Source organism: Enterococcus sp. C63, assembly GCF_040887215.1.
GTDB lineage: Bacteria > Bacillota > Bacilli > Lactobacillales > Enterococcaceae > Enterococcus_B > Enterococcus_B hirae.
Map to the genome: position 1 here is coordinate 423275 of NZ_JBFOFI010000002.1, position 16157 is coordinate 439431.

The following is a 16157-nucleotide window of genomic DNA, read 5'->3' on the forward strand; positions in this document are numbered from 1 at the left end:
ACACAGCTAGTCTTCTAGCTTTCCACGATCACGGTACCAGCCATCTGGTTGCCAGATCCATTCAAACCCATCTTTTTCCAGCAATTCAAATGCAGCTTCTGGTCCCATTGTTCCAGCTTTATAATTAGGGAAGTCAGGTTCCACTTGATCCCAAGCTTTACGAATGACATCGACGATATGCCAAGATTGAGCAACTTCTTCCCAATGTGAAAAGTTTGTACCATCACCTTTTAAAGCATCTAAAAGCAGCTTCTCATAAGCTTCAGGACTGTTTTCAACCATTTCAGCGCTATTGCGGTACTCTAATCTTCTAAATTCAGTGTTAAACCCTTGTCCAACCTCTTTTCCATTTAATGTTAAAGAGAAACCTTCCGTTGGTTGGATATAAATCGTTAAAACATTTGGTGGTAATGTCCTATCTTCACAAGGTTCATCTTCGACCGAAGTTTTAAAAACATTGACTGGGACTTGTTTAAAGACGATATTGATCCGAGTTCCTTTTTCTGTCAAACGTTTCCCAGTGCGTACATAAAAGGGAACACCTGACCAGCGGAAATTGTCAATGACAAACTTCCCAGCTACAAAAGTTTCGGTAGTAGATTCAGGATCTACTTTATCTTCTTCACGATAGCCTTTAAATGTATTACCATCTAACTCACCAGGTGCATATTGCCCACGGATAAAGTTTTTTAATGCTTCAGATTTTTCATAGATTCGCACAGCTTTCAGTGCCTTGATTTTTTCTGCACGAATTTCTTTTTCAGAAAAGGCGACAGGAGGTTCCATCGCTAAAAGTGCTAGTACTTGTAGAATGTGGTTTTGGACCATATCTTTTAAAGCACCACTGTGATCATAGTAGCCACCACGATCTTCAACACCTAAAGCTTCACCGAATGTAATCTGAATATTATCGATATAGCGATTGTTCCATTGTGATTCAAAAATGTTATTAGCAAAACGAATTGCTGAGATATTTTGGATCATTTCTTTACCTAAATAATGATCAATCCTAAAAATATCTTGTTCAGGGAAGACTTGACGGATCTTTTCATTCAGCTCGAATGCAGATTGATAATCTGAACCAAATGGTTTTTCGATGATCAAGCGATTATAACCATTTTCAGTAACGATATGTTGCGATTTAAGATGAGAAACGATCGTACCGAAAAATTCTGGAGACATGGCTAAATAATAGATGCGATTGCCAGCTAATTGGTAGGTTTCATCTAAGCGGTCAGCTAGGTCTTTTAAAGTATTGTAGTGGGTAGAATCATTTACATCATGTGATTGATAGTAGAAATGACTAGCAAATTCTTTTGCTTCTTCTTCAGTCGGATTCAAGGACTGGATCGTCGAAGCGACCACTTCACGATAATGTTCATCACTCCAAGGTCTACGAGCAGTACCGATTACTGCAAAATGTTTTCCTAGATTTCCTTTTTTATAAAGGCGGAACAAGGAAGGATACAATTTGCGTTGTGCTAAATCACCTGTACCACCAAAGATTGTAAATAAGACATTTTTTTCATTAGCCATATGGGTGTACTCCTTTATAATTTGTCGACAAAAATCGTACTGGCTGCTTTAAAGCTGACAGGGATTTTCTTTTGTTGATTTTGGATTGTGATCGGTCCTTCATAAGCGGCAACATCTACAATCTCATATTCTTCATCAATGTTTAAGTCAATCGTCACAAGATAGTCCAATAGTTCTTTTTCATCCAACACTCGAGCGATGCGAACTTTAGAACCAACTGGATAAGACTCTAATGTTTGTCTACGTTCTTCATGAACCACTTGTTCTTTTTTAGGAATAATTCCACCATGTGGACAGTGCATAGGATGATTCAAATAGTCTTCTAAATGGTCAGCAAGTTGTTCTGAAGTCACATGTTCCAACACCTCAGCATCATCATGGACTTCGTTCCAGCTATAATCTAAATGTTCGACTAAAAAAACTTCCCATAAACGATGTTTGCGAATCAAACTACTTGCCTTTTGTAAGCCAGTCTCCGTAAGTTGAACTCCTTGATAAGGAGAATGCTCAACGAGTTGTTCTTTCACAAGTTTGGAAATCATTTCGCTAACAGAAGCTGGGGACACAGCAAGACTGGAAACGATTTGTTTATTATTTACTTTTGTCGTGTCTCCGCCTAATTCCAAAATGATTTTCAAGTAATCTTCTCGATTTGGTGTCATGTTTAATCATCCTTTCATGGTATGAAACCATCATTAGTAAGTTTATCAAAAAAAACATCAAATGACTATTTTTCTAGACAAAAAACGTAAAATAAACGAAGAAATACAGAAAGGTAAATCAATGATTAAGGGAATGAAAAGAGTTTGGGATACAGGACTTGCTCTAAAAGTCGTTCAAGAAGTGGCTCTATCAAAAATAAGCCGAAGAATTCCAAAAACAGGAGGAGATTTTTGGAAATTCTTCGACTTATTTTTCAGAGTTAGCCGCTCTTGTCACACCCTCTTTTGAGGAGCTATTTTGTTTTGTCAACGTATAAGAAGTATCGGATGATTCATCATAAAAGGTCGTATCACTGTATGATAGGATCAAATAAAAACCATATTGATCTCGCAAGACGAGTTGCTGTGGAGTTAGTTCGACCAATTCCGTTACTAAGGAGTGACCGTTGATAGATAAATCAAACGTTTCTGTGACCAGTAGTTGTTGTTTTTGTTGATTTTTATCTATAAAGGTCCAGGTTCCATGATATTGCGTTGGATCAAAGTCTTTGGTGGTTGGCTGTTTCTTTTTCAGAAAGAATTTTCCAAATAAAATAGCAAAAAATGCAAGGATTCCATAAAGTGTTTTTTTACGTATCATACGATTGTCACTCCTAACCTCTTTTAATTCCAACGATCATTTTCTGTCAGTTTCATTGTACCTAAAAAAAATAAAGATTTCTCTAGGACTTTCGACTGGTTTTTCAAGAGTTTTTTGTGAAATTATGGTAGGATACATAGTAGGAAGAAAGGTGACCGTTTTTGAAGTACCAGCAAGTAGAAATCGCTTTTTTTATTGAACGACCGAATCGTTTCATCGCTCATTGCTTGAACCAACAAGGAGAAGTGATCGTAGCACATGTGAAAAACACTGGAAGAGGTAAAGAAGTCCTGCTCCCAGGAGCGAAAGTAGCGGTTGCATATACACCTAGTTTAAAACGGAAAACAGATTATGATTTAATTGCTGTGAAAAAAGGGGATAACTGGTTCAATATCGATAGTCAACTTCCCAACCGTTTGGCATTAGAAGGAATTTTATCTGGAACAATCCAGTTGCCATCGTTGATCGGAAAAATCGTTAAGTTCAAGCGTGAAGTCCGCTATCGACAGTCCATATTTGATATTTATTTAGAAACAGATTCAGGACAAAAAGTGTTCGTCGAAGTAAAGGGAATGACTTTAGAAAATAAAGGAATTGGGGCGTTTCCTGATGCGCCAACGTTACGAGGTTTAAAACATGTGAAAGAATTAGTGGAAGCGCGACAGGAAGGCTATGAAACTTACGTGTTGTTTATCGCACAGTTTGAACACCTTCATCTGGCAACAATCAACGAAGCAATGCAACCGGAGTTAGCCAATATCATACGCTACGGACAGTTAAACGGCGTGAATGTTTTAGCCTATAATTGTCAGGTAACAGCGGATTGTGTCAATTTGAAACAAGCCATACCATTTGATGTAGAGGCATCGTTTGAAGACCCGAATAAATAGAAAGAAGGTAAATGAAATGATCAATTTAGGAATTATTGGTACCAACTGGATCACCCATCAATTTGTGCAAGCAGCATTAAGCACGAAACAATATGAATTAACAGCAGTTTATTCGAGACATTTAGAAAAAGCACAAGAATTTGGCGCCAAGTATGAGGGAGATATTGCCTATGCGACAGATTTAGAAACTTTTTTTGGTCTGGAACATCTTGATACGGTATACATTGCTTCGCCTAACAGCCTGCATTTTCAACAAGCAAAACAAGGCATTTTAGCAGGAAAAAATGTCATTGTTGAAAAACCGGCATTTAGTACGCCTAAAGAAATGGACGAAATCATTCATCTAGCGAATGAGAAAAATGTTTATTTTTTTGAAGCTGCACGAAACATCCATGAAGCAGGATTCAAAAAAATTGCTGACTATCTTCCATTGAAAGATGAGATCCTCGGTGCCAACTTTAGTTATATGAAATATTCTTCTCGTTACGATCAAGTACTAGCAGGAGAAGTACCAAATATTTTCTCTACCCGTTTTTCTGGTGGTGCGCTGATGGATCTGGGCGTTTATCTCGTTTATGCTACGATAGGATGGTTTGGGATGCCTTCAGAAGCTCACTATTTCCCACGAAAGATCTCAACTGGTGTTGATGGATTAGGTTGGGGGATCTTGCGTTATGAGACCTTTGATGTCACGATTCAACCTGGTAAAATCGGGGATTCTTACTTACCTTCAGAAATCTACTTTAATTCAGGAACATTAGTCATGAATGGGGTCAATGCGATTGAAAAGGCAGAGTTCCATGATCGAGAACATCAGGAAATTGATGCATTAGCAATTACCGCAGCTGAAAATCCCATGGCAGAAGAGGCAGCTGATTTTGCCAATGTGATCAATCATCCAAACGATCCAGCTTGGGGATTACGATATGAAGAATGGATCGAACTTGCTCGCAATGTGAACCAAGTAGTTTACGATCTTAGAATAAATGGTGGCATCAAATTTGATGCCGATAATGAGGACGATTTTTAAAATGAATGAATTTGTAAAAAACTTTCCACAAGCTTGGCAAGAAAAATGGCAGGAAAAGGGATTTCAAACACCCTCTCTGATCCAACAGGCTGTTTTTCAACCGCTTAAAGAAAAAGAATCAATTATTGGTATTTCACCAACCGGCTCAGGCAAAACATTAGCTTATCTTTTACCTTTGCTGCTGAATGTCCCTAAAGAGGGGGGAAGTACTTTACTAATCCTTGTTTCTTCACAAGAATTAGCAATTCAAGTCGCAGAAGTGGCTCGTGAGTGGTCAAAAGGATTGGCATTAAAAGTCCAATCACTTGTGGGCGGAGCTAACGTCAAAAGGCAGATCGAAGGTTTGAAAAAACGACCAGAAGTCTTAGTAGGGACTCCTGGACGGGTGCTGGAATTGATGAAGACCAAAAAATTAAAAGCTCATCAGTTGCAAACGATTGTTTTTGATGAAGCAGATCAATTGTTTGATGAAGGGAATCGTTCATTAGTGGAACAAATTGTGCGACAAGCCCCTGTGGACTATCAATTAGTATTCTTCTCAGCAACAGCTGATCGCTCAATCAGTAAAATTGAAGAAATCACAAAGGCTTCCATCCCAGTTGTTGATGTCACAAAAGACGATGACTCTAGAAAAGGTCAGCAACATTACTATTTAAGGATACCACCTCGTAAAAAAGAAGAATATTTGAGACGGCTTGCTTATGTCACAGATTTTCATGGACTAGTCTTTTTCAACCAACTCAATGAATTAGGGACAATGGAAGAAAAATTACAATTTCGTGGTGTTTCAGTTGGCAGCTTAGCTTCCGATCAAAATAAATTGTTACGTAAAGCAGCACTTGATCAATTCAAGAATAAGAAAATCACGATGTTGTTCACGACTGACGTAGCAGCCAGAGGATTAGATATCGAACAATTACCTTATGTTGTGAATGCCGAAATTCCCTTAACGGAAGAAGCTTATTTGCATCGTTCAGGGCGAACCGGACGGATGGGGAAAGACGGAACCGTGATCACATTTGTGCAAGATCATACTGTTAAAGAGTTGAAAAAATTAACACGTCATATGGCGATTGATATGGAAGAGATTTTTCTTCATGGTGGACAATTAGTCAAAGAATTGCCACAAAAAGAACTCTCACAAAAAGAAGAAGCCAATGACAAAAACACAAAAAAAACTGCTCCATTTGGTCCTTCGAAAAAAGAACAAGTTGAAAAAAATAGTACGCCAAAGAAAAAGCTTAAAAACAAACAAAAAAAGCAGAAAAATAAAGGAGCAAGGCGCAAATAAGCGCCTTTTTGTGTTATTATATTGAAAACGCAATCAGCGTTATTTGAGGATAGTGGGGGATTGTATGAACGAAAGACAAGAAGAAATATTGGATCTATTGCATGAGAAACAGCAAGGATTGACGGCAAGTGATGTGGCAAAACATCTAAAAATCGATCGAAGTAATGCAAGTCGATATCTCAGCGATCTCTATAAAGACCGCTATATTATCAAAAGTTCCGGCAGACCAGTTGTCTATTCATTGCCTCCGCAAAAAACAGCCTCTGACAAAGTTCACGTTGATGCATCGACCCAAGTGACGTTTGATACACTAGTTGGTGAAAATGATTCTTTGAAAGTAAGCATCCAGCAAGCTAAGGCAGCCATATTATATCCTCCTCGAGGATTGCATACAATCATTTTTGGTGAGACAGGAACGGGTAAATCGATGTTTGCAGAATGTATGTATCATTTTGCGATTGATTCTGAAATGCTCTCAGAAGATGCACCTTTTGTTTCCTTTAATTGTGCGGATTATGCGCAGAATCCACAGTTACTGTTTGGACATATTTTTGGAATCAAAAAAGGAGCTTATACTGGGGCATCGCAAGATAGTCAAGGGTTGATTGCGAAAGCGAATGGTGGGATCTTGTTTCTTGATGAAATTCATCGTTTACCACCGGAAGGACAAGAAATGTTGTTTACTTTTATTGATAAAGGGGTCTACCGTCCGTTGGGAGAAAGCGCCCACGTCCATGAAGCATCTGTTCAGATCATTGGAGCAACCACCGAGTCATCTGAAAGTTTTTTGACAACCTTTAATCGCCGAATTCCTATGGCAATCACATTACCAAATCTGGCTTCTCGTTCATTAGATGAACGTTATGAAATCATTTCTTTATTTATCAAACAAGAAGCCAATCGTTTGAATCAACGTATAGATATCGAAAAAGAAGCCATTTTGGCATTTATGCTTTATGATGCAGAAGGAAATATCGGACAAGTCAAGCGTGATTTGAAATTAGTATGTGCGAAGTCATTTTTACATTATCGGACACATAATGAAGAAAAACTGATTATTCGTAAAGAAGAACTGTCTCTCCAAGTACAAAAAGGGTTGTTGAAAATCAAAGAAGTACCTGAACGTTTGGATCGCTTTATGGATAGTAAGAGTCAATACCTGACTTTTGAGCCTGGTTTTGCTGATGTTGTTTGGTCACAAGATCCAGAACGAAACATGCAGGTCTATAATGATATCGAAGAAAAAATGCTTTCTTTATCAGAAACGGGTGTCGAAAGTATTGATTTAGAAACTTTGATCTCGAAAGATGTGGATGCTTATTTCCAAACTTATGTCAAAGAGCTGACAAAGAGTACGATTCCAAAAGATCTGTTGCCAGATGATATTTGGCGGTTAACCAACGAGTTATACGATGTTGCAGAAGCTAGATTGGATCGAATCTACAATGAAAAAGCTCGATTTGCCTTTGCCCTTCATTTGCAAAGTACATTGGATCGGGTCAAAGAAGGACACATGATTGTTCATCCTGATCTCAACAACGTACGCAAAAATTTTAAAAAGGAATTTCAAGTAGCCATTGATTTATCTACGATCATTGAAGAAGAACAACAAATTGAAATTCCGTTTGACGAAATTGGTTTTATCAGTATGTTTCTTTCCATTAATCTTGGCGAAAGTGAACCAGTAAAAGAAAATAAAGTTGAGGTCTTAGTTTTGATGCACGGCAGACAAACCGCCTCAAGTATGTTGGAAATGGCGCAAGAATTATTAGGAACGAAATTAGGTACAGCATTTAATATGCCGTTAGCCATGGAAGTCCAAACGATGTATGAAGAAGTGCTGGCTTATGTTCAAAATCGTCAGGCAAGTCTGACGAATGGATTGATCTTACTGACGGATATGGGTTCTTTAAATACCTTTGGTGACTTGATTTTTGAAGAGACTGGAATCAAAACGAAAGCAATTACAATGAGTAGTACGATGATCGTGATTGAGGCATTACGGATGGCGAATGTTGGGCGGAGCTTGGAAGATATCTATCAAAGTATCCAGATTTCCTTTGAAACGATCGTCAAGGACCAATTCAAAGAAGAACAAACTGAGACCTATGAACGTAAAAAAGCGGTGATCGTTACTTGTTTTACTGGGGAAGGTGTAGCAGCTAAATTATACCAGCGGATTGTTCCTGTAATCGACCAGAAAAAGGTCGAAGTGATCCAAATGCAGTTTTTAGAACGAGAATCATTTAAGCGACACATTGATGCATTATTAGAAGAATATGAGATCAAAGCAATTGCGGGCACGGTAGATGTGGATTACCAAAATATTCCGTTTTTCTCAGCGTATGATGTCTTCAACGATGAGAAATTGAATATGCTCAAGCGGATCGCTGATGATGAAGTTCCAACTGCCAAAATCGTTGATTCATTAAAAGATTCTTTAAATTCGATTTCTTCGGTAGAGATTTTGATCCATTCTTTACAAAAAAACATCCAGCAAATCCAAACGGATCTCTCAATTATAGTAGAGCCAGGAGTAGACATTGGGATCGTGATTCATTTAGCCTTTTTACTGGATGGACTGATCAAGCATGAGAAGACCCGAGAATTTGAGAATCTGTCTACTTTCTCAAAAATTTATCGTTTAGAAATGGACATCGTTCGAACGAATCTTATTGGATTGGAACGGAAATATCAGGTGAATATCCCAGAAAATGAGATTGCCTTCTTAACGCAAATGTTTATTGAAAATAAAATTAAAAAATAAAACACACTAATCTATTTTTTTACACAGATAACATCAGTGTGCGCACAGAAAAGAAGGACCAAAGGCTATGAAAACGCTATTTTGGTTCTTTTTTTGTTTGGCATGCTTCTTGCATTATAAAAATGTGTAAAACAAATTAAAAGGAGTGGAGAAAATGGCGAAAAAAACGATTATGTTAGTATGCTCTGCGGGGATGAGTACAAGTTTGCTAGTTACGAAAATGCAAAAAGCTGCAGAAGAAAAAGGAATGGAGGCAGATATTTTTGCTGTTTCAGCTTCAGATGCTGATAATAATCTTGAAGCAAAAAATGTCGATGTCTTACTTTTAGGACCTCAAGTACGGTTTATGAAAGCTCAATTTGAGCAAAAATTAGCACCGAAAGGGATTCCGCTAGATGTAATCAATATGCAAGATTACGGCATGATGAATGGTGCAAAAGTACTAGAACAAGCCGAAAATTTGATGCAATAAATCTATAGGAAATGGAGGAAAAAATGTGGAAGATCAACAAAATCTCGAAGCCATCATGGGACTCATCATGTTTGGTGGTAATGCCAAGAGCGATGCAATGGAAGCGATTTCTGCGGCTAAAAAAGGTAATTTCGAGTTAGCGGATCAAAAAATAATGGATGCAAAGGAATCATTAGTCCAAGCCCATCATTCACAGACGCAAATGTTGACACAAGAAGCACAAGGAAACCATGTTCAGGTCACGTTATTGACCGTACACAGTCAAGACCATTTAATGACGTCGATTGCTTTTACTGATTTAGCAGAAGAACTTATTGAACTTTACCGAAGAATCAATGTCGAATAAAGACAGATGAACGAAAATAGAACCTTCTTTTTTGAACGGAAGAAGAAAAAATTTTGAACGGATTTTTTTAATTTGGTATGAGGAAGCAATTCTTTATATAAACAACTTATAGGAGGATATAAAAATGAACGGATTAACAAATTGGATGGAGAAATACATCCTTCCGGTTGCCGCAAAAATTGGTGCGCAGAAACATTTAGTTGCTTTGCGTGACGCTTTTATCGGTACTTTACCTGCAACAATGGCGGGATCAGTCGCTGTAATGATCAATGCAATTATTCGAGATTTACCACAGCAATTTAATAGTACGTATGCAGATAGTTTAGCAGCGGACAAAGGAATTTTTGCAGTATTAAATGTTATTATTGGAATTAATGGATTTGTATGGAATGGAACATTAGCAATTGCCGGCTTGATTTTTGCCTTTTCTTGGGGATACAATCTTGCGAGAGCATATGGGGTCAATGACCTAGCCGGAGGGATCGTTGGTCTGGCAACTTTGATCCAAGGAATTTCTTTTGGTCCTTCATTGTCAGCCGCTTTGAACGTGAATGTTCCGCAAAATATCGTTGATGCCATCAATGGAACAGAATTAGGGGCAACAATCGCGGATGGAAATTTATCTGTTGGTCTTTGGGGTTGGCTAAAACTTGATCATTTAAATGGAAACTCTTATTTCACAGTCATGATCATGGGTGCTATTTCTGTCATTATTTTCTGTAAATTAATGTTAGCCAACATTACGATCAAAATGCCAGATTCTGTACCACCAGCAGTATCGAAGGCTTTTGCCGCAATTCTGCCAGCAACGATCGCTTTATATGTCATTGCTATTATTAATTATATCGTTGGCCGTATCGCTGACGGACAATTGATCATTGATTTAGTTCAAAAATATATCGCTGAACCTTTCTTGGGATTATCTCAAGGGATCGGTGCTGTTTTGATCGTTACGGTCTTTGTTCAGATCTTCTGGTTCTTTGGTATTCATGGACCAAACGTGTTAGCTCCAGTTTTAGAAGGAATTTGGGGTCAAGCACAATTGATCAATATCGATATTTTCCAAAAAGGTTACAATGGCAAAACAGGAACACCTGCAGTCTTAGATGCAATTGAAGATGGTAAGGCTTATATGTGGGTTCGTGGATCCTTTGATGCCTTCGCTTGGTTCGGGGGTTCTGGTGGTACGATCGTTCTATTGATTGCTATTTTACTCCTTTCTAAACGTGCTGATTATTTAACAGTTGCTAAATTGTCGATTGGACCTGGTATTTTCAACATCAATGAACCAGTTATGTTTGGTTTGCCGATTGTATTGAACGCTATCATGTTCATCCCATTCTTATTAGCACCTGTTGTTGCAACAGCTATAGGTTGGGGAGCAACTTACTTTGGTTTGGTCGCCCCAGTATCGCAACAAGTCACATGGGTTGTTCCACCATTCTTACTCTCGTTCCTAGCTACCGGAGCAGACTGGCGTGCGCCAATCGTGACATTAGTATGTATGGTTGTTACTTTCTTGATCTGGGCACCGTTCGTTATCTCAGCGAATAAGATGGATCCAGCAGCAGGCGAACAATAAAAATCAATGAGCAGAAGCATTTTTTGTTTCTGCTCTCTAAATAATAATCTAGGAGGAACTAAAATGATTTCAATCGCAAGTGCCATGCAACAAGATGCTATCAAAGAGTTATTAGAAGGTTACAATGAAGATGGCTTTTCATATACATTTAAAGAAAAACAAGGGATCAAATTGTTTTTTGAGACGAGCGCACAAGATAAAGAAGCAGCAGCACAAAAAGCAAAAGCATTAATCAAAGCACAACCATGGGGCACTGTTTTATATTTTCAAGCAACAGCAGTTTAACTGGTTGTAAGATAGGAAGGGTTCAAAATGATGAAAAACGGCTTATTTTTATGTAGTATTGGTTCACTGATCGTATTGTATTGTTTAAATCCTAGTTCGCAAAACTATGATTTGTATAGTATGGCTACAGGACTATTTCTGGCAGGTTTAGGTATACATTTCTTTTTAAAAGGGAAAAAAAGAGAAGAAGCAAAGGGGAAAAATAGCTAATGGAAATCGTTAAAACTTTAAATATTCCAGCATCCTTTTTCTATGATAAAGTGATGGACTCTGTCCTTTTTGATGTACGTAAAGCGACTGGAAAATCGGTTACTCGTAAACAACTTAAAAACCTTGAATACGTCAAACAATTCTCACAAAATAGCCGCGCTCGCATCAAGATCGAGGAAGTTATTGAAAATCAGTCGTATAAATTTCGAACATCTACCACAAAAAATGATTATGTCGTCCATTATCAAATCAAAGCGTTAGATGATAAAATCTGCGAAGTACGTTATACGGAACAAATGAAATCATATGGGATGCTACAAAAATTAAATGATATGATTTTAGGAACGATGTTGATGTATTTTAAAAAACGTCGCTTCAAAAAAATGTTAGTAATGATCGAAGAAACTTACTAGTAAAAAACTAATTGTGGCAAGAAGCAGTTGATTTAGCTAAATAGTGATTTATTGAAATAACATTTTTATTTTGATAAAGTGACTATGGTTGGATCACTGAACTTGACACAATTTTTTATTGTTTTTGATGGAAGGGGTAACAAAAATGGCAAATGAAGTAAAAGAACTTGGTGTTGCTTATCAAGAAGCGATGTTTGAACTAGCAACCTATGCATTTAATGCGCAGGATACACCTGCAAGACGTGAACGATTCAAACTGATCGTTGAAAATTCATGGAATTATGGTTTTTTTGACGAGGAAGAGCAACTCACTAGCCAAGTAATGGCGACGCCTTTTTCTGTTGAATTTTATGGGCAGCAGTATTTAATGGCAGGAATCGGTTATGTAGCATCTTATCCTGAAGCTAGGGGACAAGGTGGGATCAATCAAATCATGGAAAAAATCTTAAAAGATTGCCGTGAAAGAAAAGTAAGTCTTTCTTATCTTGCTCCATTTTCTTACCCATTTTATCGTCGCTACGGTTATGAGCAATTGTTTGATAAAATCAATTATCAATTGGATAGTCGAGATGTACCGAACGTGAAAAAGACGGCTGGCAAAATGAAACGAGTGACTTTTGAACAAGCAAAAGAAGTCATAGAAATGATTTATAAACAAATGCCAGTGAATCAGCGTGGTGGATTAAGTAGAGAAGACTGGTGGTATACCTATAAGTTTAAGCAAAAGACAGATAATCATTATGCGCTGTATTACGATGAATCTGGTCAAGCAGCGGGATATGTGGTTTACCAGTTAACGGCACCAACATTTGTAGTAGTGGAATGGGGCTATTTGAATCATGAAGCCTTTCAAGGATTAGTGAGGTTTGTTAGTTCCCATAGTGGGGCGTTTGCTTCTTTTGACTATGCTTGTGGTTATTCAGGTAGTGATCAAAATTATTTGCTTAAAAATCCTTTTGCACAAATGACGATTACGCCATATATGATGGGCAGAATTGTTGATCTTGAGTTGTTTCTGAAAGACTATCCTTTCAAAAAACAAGCGCTCACTTTTGCTTTAGAAGTAACAGAAGATCCTTACGCACTGTGGAATGAAGGGATCTTTGAGATCACTGTATCAAATGCAGAGGTGAAAATTGAAAAAGTAACAGAAACAAAATTACCAACCATCAGTGGAACCATTCAACGCATGACTCAATTATTAATGGGGTATCGTCAGATGGAAGAACTTGTTTTTTACAATCACATCCAATTGTCAACTGAAGCTCTATTAGAAATGGCGCCATGCTTTCCAAGTCAGCAACCTATTCTAAATGATTATTTTTAAAATGAACGTAAAATATTTGTTGCTCAACGCATATAACGCCCTCCAAGGTTTTCGACGAATTCTTGGAGGGCGTTATCGTATAAAAAGCTATTTTGAAATTTTTTCGATATCATTCTGAAAATCAGATTGCTTTTTTGCCACTGATTTATCTCATTTCTCTACAGCAAATCTTCTTTTTTAGTAAACTTGAATTTGCGACTTTCTTTTTTCTAAGGTTTTTCATCTTCATGCTGTTTAATGGCTTCTTTTGATAGTTGTTCTCGTTCTTGTTTAGAAGCATCAAAGCGTTCAGCGTATATTTCTTCTTTTGGTTTGTCTTTCATAAATAAAACCTCCCTCATCACTTGTTAGATAACTCTATTTTATCACTCGTCAAAAGCTAGTGGAAACGTTTTGCTTAGGAAGAAAAATGATTTTTCTAAGAGAAGCTTGCATGTGATTCCTAAACAAGCTAAAATAATACTATTGAGAACTTGTTCCTGTAGCTCAGTAGGATAGAGCAATCGCCTCCTAAGCGATAGGTCGCTGGTTCAATTCCAGTCAGGAACGTTAAAAACCTGTAACCGTTGTGGTTCAGGTTTTTTTGTTTGTGTGGGACCAAGATAGTTTTCTACGCTACATTCGATTTTTCTGGTGAGTGAAAGACAGCTTTTCTAAATTTTTTTGATAAAGGAAAAGTAAACATACAAATAAGCAACAACAATTGGCTCAAAGTGATGATAGTTAAACAAACAGTTTGATACTTGACCAGTAAATAAAAATGAATACCTAATTCGATAATATTAATCAAGATAAGGTACAAGTAGTATTGTTTCTTTATTTTACATTGATAAATACAGTAGAAACTGAACCGATAATCTAAACAAACCAAAAATAGCAAAATGAATTTGTGAATAGTCGTGAGCATATCATGTTGGTTAGCTAAACGATGAAAAAATAATAATACAGTCGGCAGAGGGATATAAAGTGTTAATAGTAAGACAAAAAAATAAACAATAAAAGGCATACTATCTCTCCATCATTTTTTCTAATTTTTAATAATGAATGTTGTTTTTGTCAATCTTATCAAAAAACAGAAAATGTATTAATCGAATTTCGTGATAGATAGTATAAATAATTTTTATAAAAAACTTGAACAACAGGATCAAAAAATCGCTTATTCGACCATCTTTCAGTGAGTAGCGGGGAAAAGTGTTGTCTGTAATAGAAATAATCATCACAAAAAAGAGAAGAAGTCTGTAGTACCCCAAAAAGTTAGACCAAAAATCTAACTTTTGGAGGTCGTTTAAGATTTCTCCTCTTTTTTTGCATCGTTTTATCAGATTAAGCCCAGTCACCATTTCTAAATACTGGAACAGTAGAACCGTCTTCACGGATACCGTCAATATTCATTTGGTCAGAACCAACCATAAAATCAACATGGGTTTGACTACGGTTAAGACCAGCTTGCACAAGTTCTTCATCGGTCATTTCAGTACCACCTTCGACACTAAAGGCATACGCAGATCCTAGAGCTAAGTGATTCGACGCGTTTTCGTCAAATAACGTATTGTAAAAGATAATACCCGATTGAGAAATTGGCGAAGGATCGGGAACGAGTGCTACTTCCCCTAATGAGCGTGCGCCTTCATCAGTGTTGAGCAAGGTTTCCAATACTTCTTGACCTTGTTCAGCAGAAAAATCAATGACTTTTCCAGCTTCAAAAGTAAACTTCATCCCTGAGATGATCGTACCTGCATAGCTCAATGGTTTTGTACTAGAGATATAACCATCGATCCGTCGGTAATCAGGTGCAGTAAACACTTCTTCAGTAGGCATATTTGCCATGAATTTTTCTCCACGGGAGTTGTAACTTCCTGCGCCTTCCCAAAGATGATTTTTTGGTAGGCCAATGACGATATCTGTGCCAGGGGCAGTATAGTGCAGGGCAGTAAACTGTTCTTGATTTAATTCATCGGCTTTTTTCGCTAATTTTTCATCATGTTCTTTCCAAGCCTGTACAGGATCTTCTTCGTAAATACGAGTTGTTTTAAAAATTTGATCCCATAACGCATCCAGTTGTTCTTCTTCTGGTAAATCTGGGAAAACTTTAGCTGCCCATTGTTTACCAGCCGCAGCGACTACAGTCCAGCTTACTTTATTTGCTTGGGTCGCTTTTCTTAGATTCATCATTGCTTTGCCAGCGGCAGTTTGATACGTAGCGATTCGTTTTCCATCTACGCCACCAAAAGCATCTGGATCGGCAGATACAACACTGATTCGGCTAGCACCTTTAGCGATCCAATCATCAGTCTGATCAATTTTATATTGTGGAACAGTTTCAAGACGGTCTTGTGCAGCGTAAGAAAGAAATTCTTTTTGGATCACGTCGTCCGTCCATTGTACGATCACTTCAGCTGCACCTAAACGATAGGCTTCTTTGGTGATCAAGCGAGCTAATGGGGCTTGATCGACGTTGATTTGTAAAACAACTGTATGGTCTTTTTCGACGTTTACGCCGGTTTCAACAATTAATCGTGCATATTTTTCGAGGTTCTCATTAAAATTTTCTAACATAATCCATTTCCTCCTAATGTTTCATCCAATAGCTATTTGTATGATAACATTTAATTCTTTTAGAGACAATCTGCCAGAATCGTAAAATAAAAAATGGGTGTTCTTCTAAATGATGTCTAAAATTTATAAAATTGATTGTTTTTAAAGTAA

At 37.4% G+C, this 16157-nt stretch carries 16 protein-coding genes and 1 tRNA gene; 12 read left to right on the forward strand and 5 right to left on the reverse strand.

The genetic code is table 11. The annotated features are described in order from the left end of the window. Positions 1 to 6 precede the first annotated feature (6 nt). The 3 genes from zwf to AB3H90_RS04605 form a co-directional block, all read right to left on the reverse strand. Positions 7 to 1536 (reverse strand): glucose-6-phosphate dehydrogenase, encoded by a 1530-nt coding sequence (gene zwf, locus AB3H90_RS04595; protein ID WP_010719769.1) that lies wholly within the window; start codon positions 1534 to 1536, stop codon positions 7 to 9. A gap of 14 nt (positions 1537 to 1550) precedes the next feature. Continuing rightward, positions 1551 to 2198: a metal-dependent transcriptional regulator gene (locus AB3H90_RS04600; RefSeq protein WP_010719768.1), complete on the reverse strand. Its 648-nt coding sequence runs from the start codon at positions 2196 to 2198 to the stop codon at positions 1551 to 1553. A 247-nt stretch (positions 2199 to 2445) separates the two neighbouring features. Further along, complete coding sequence (locus AB3H90_RS04605; RefSeq protein WP_010738194.1) at positions 2446 to 2838, reverse strand: DUF4828 domain-containing protein; 393 nt, start codon at positions 2836 to 2838, stop codon at positions 2446 to 2448. A gap of 161 nt (positions 2839 to 2999) precedes the next feature. Here AB3H90_RS04605 and sfsA point away from each other — a divergent pair, with 161 nt between their 5' ends. From sfsA to AB3H90_RS04665, 12 genes are all read left to right on the forward strand, one after another. Then, the gene (gene sfsA / locus AB3H90_RS04610; protein WP_010719767.1) at positions 3000 to 3728 is read left to right on the forward strand and encodes a DNA/RNA nuclease SfsA; all 729 of its coding nucleotides are present in this window, start codon (positions 3000 to 3002) and stop codon (positions 3726 to 3728) included. 16 nt (positions 3729 to 3744) lie between these two features. Then, the gene (locus AB3H90_RS04615) at positions 3745 to 4758 is read left to right on the forward strand and encodes a Gfo/Idh/MocA family protein (protein WP_368016273.1); all 1014 of its coding nucleotides are present in this window, start codon (positions 3745 to 3747) and stop codon (positions 4756 to 4758) included. 1 nt (position 4759) lies between these two features. Beyond that, positions 4760 to 6049 (forward strand): DEAD/DEAH box helicase, encoded by a 1290-nt coding sequence (locus tag AB3H90_RS04620; RefSeq protein ID WP_368016274.1) that lies wholly within the window; start codon positions 4760 to 4762, stop codon positions 6047 to 6049. Positions 6050 to 6113: 64 nt separating this feature from the next. Further along, on the forward strand, positions 6114 to 8816 hold the full coding sequence (locus AB3H90_RS04625) for a sigma 54-interacting transcriptional regulator (protein ID WP_207433119.1): 2703 nt from the start codon (positions 6114 to 6116) through the stop codon (positions 8814 to 8816). Between the two features lie 154 nt (positions 8817 to 8970). Beyond that, complete coding sequence (locus tag AB3H90_RS04630) at positions 8971 to 9288, forward strand: PTS sugar transporter subunit IIB (RefSeq protein ID WP_010719763.1); 318 nt, start codon at positions 8971 to 8973, stop codon at positions 9286 to 9288. 25 nt (positions 9289 to 9313) lie between these two features. Further along, positions 9314 to 9634: a PTS lactose/cellobiose transporter subunit IIA gene (locus AB3H90_RS04635; protein WP_010719762.1), complete on the forward strand. Its 321-nt coding sequence runs from the start codon at positions 9314 to 9316 to the stop codon at positions 9632 to 9634. Positions 9635 to 9758: 124 nt separating this feature from the next. Further along, positions 9759 to 11216 (forward strand): PTS sugar transporter subunit IIC, encoded by a 1458-nt coding sequence (locus AB3H90_RS04640; RefSeq protein WP_010719761.1) that lies wholly within the window; start codon positions 9759 to 9761, stop codon positions 11214 to 11216. 63 nt (positions 11217 to 11279) lie between these two features. Next, positions 11280 to 11501: a hypothetical protein gene (locus tag AB3H90_RS04645; RefSeq protein ID WP_010719760.1), complete on the forward strand. Its 222-nt coding sequence runs from the start codon at positions 11280 to 11282 to the stop codon at positions 11499 to 11501. 27 nt (positions 11502 to 11528) lie between these two features. Then, positions 11529 to 11711: a DUF3188 domain-containing protein gene (locus AB3H90_RS04650; protein WP_010719759.1), complete on the forward strand. Its 183-nt coding sequence runs from the start codon at positions 11529 to 11531 to the stop codon at positions 11709 to 11711. Continuing rightward, positions 11711 to 12124 (forward strand): DUF3284 domain-containing protein, encoded by a 414-nt coding sequence (locus AB3H90_RS04655; protein ID WP_368016275.1) that lies wholly within the window; start codon positions 11711 to 11713, stop codon positions 12122 to 12124. Before AB3H90_RS04650 ends, AB3H90_RS04655 begins: the two co-directional genes overlap by 1 nt. 145 nt (positions 12125 to 12269) lie before the next feature. Continuing rightward, a complete protein-coding gene (eis, locus tag AB3H90_RS04660; protein WP_368016277.1) occupies positions 12270 to 13451 on the forward strand; it encodes an enhanced intracellular survival protein Eis in 1182 nt (393 codons plus the stop codon). A 475-nt stretch (positions 13452 to 13926) separates the two neighbouring features. Continuing rightward, positions 13927 to 14000: transfer RNA gene (locus AB3H90_RS04665), tRNA-Arg, on the forward strand. Positions 14001 to 14061: 61 nt separating this feature from the next. Here the strand turns inward: AB3H90_RS04665 and AB3H90_RS04670 are convergent. Beyond that, positions 14062 to 14457, reverse strand: a complete 396-nt coding sequence (locus AB3H90_RS04670) for a hypothetical protein (RefSeq protein ID WP_081128588.1) — start codon at positions 14455 to 14457, stop codon at positions 14062 to 14064. Positions 14458 to 14774: 317 nt separating this feature from the next. Beyond that, complete coding sequence (locus AB3H90_RS04675) at positions 14775 to 16007, reverse strand: aminopeptidase (RefSeq protein WP_053766101.1); 1233 nt, start codon at positions 16005 to 16007, stop codon at positions 14775 to 14777. Positions 16008 to 16157 lie beyond the last annotated feature (150 nt).

Excerpts from the sequence above, each read along its gene's own strand:
- eis (WP_368016277.1), top strand. The coding sequence starts at position 12,270 with ATGGCAAATGAAGTAAAAGAACTTGGTGTTGCTTATCAAGAAGCGATG.
- AB3H90_RS04625 (WP_207433119.1), top strand. The coding sequence starts at position 6,114 with ATGAACGAAAGACAAGAAGAAATATTGGATCTATTGCATGAGAAACAG.
- AB3H90_RS04640 (WP_010719761.1), top strand. The coding sequence starts at position 9,759 with ATGAACGGATTAACAAATTGGATGGAGAAATACATCCTTCCGGTTGCC.
- AB3H90_RS04670 (WP_081128588.1), bottom strand. The coding sequence starts at position 14,457 with ATGCCTTTTATTGTTTATTTTTTTGTCTTACTATTAACACTTTATATC.
- AB3H90_RS04605 (WP_010738194.1), bottom strand. The coding sequence starts at position 2,838 with ATGATACGTAAAAAAACACTTTATGGAATCCTTGCATTTTTTGCTATT.
- AB3H90_RS04620 (WP_368016274.1), top strand. The coding sequence starts at position 4,760 with ATGAATGAATTTGTAAAAAACTTTCCACAAGCTTGGCAAGAAAAATGG.
- zwf (WP_010719769.1), bottom strand. The coding sequence starts at position 1,536 with ATGGCTAATGAAAAAAATGTCTTATTTACAATCTTTGGTGGTACAGGT.
- AB3H90_RS04650 (WP_010719759.1), top strand. The coding sequence starts at position 11,529 with ATGATGAAAAACGGCTTATTTTTATGTAGTATTGGTTCACTGATCGTA.
- AB3H90_RS04675 (WP_053766101.1), bottom strand. The coding sequence starts at position 16,007 with ATGTTAGAAAATTTTAATGAGAACCTCGAAAAATATGCACGATTAATT.
- AB3H90_RS04600 (WP_010719768.1), bottom strand. The coding sequence starts at position 2,198 with ATGACACCAAATCGAGAAGATTACTTGAAAATCATTTTGGAATTAGGC.
- AB3H90_RS04615 (WP_368016273.1), top strand. The coding sequence starts at position 3,745 with ATGATCAATTTAGGAATTATTGGTACCAACTGGATCACCCATCAATTT.
- AB3H90_RS04655 (WP_368016275.1), top strand. The coding sequence starts at position 11,711 with ATGGAAATCGTTAAAACTTTAAATATTCCAGCATCCTTTTTCTATGAT.
- AB3H90_RS04645 (WP_010719760.1), top strand. The coding sequence starts at position 11,280 with ATGATTTCAATCGCAAGTGCCATGCAACAAGATGCTATCAAAGAGTTA.
- AB3H90_RS04630 (WP_010719763.1), top strand. The coding sequence starts at position 8,971 with ATGGCGAAAAAAACGATTATGTTAGTATGCTCTGCGGGGATGAGTACA.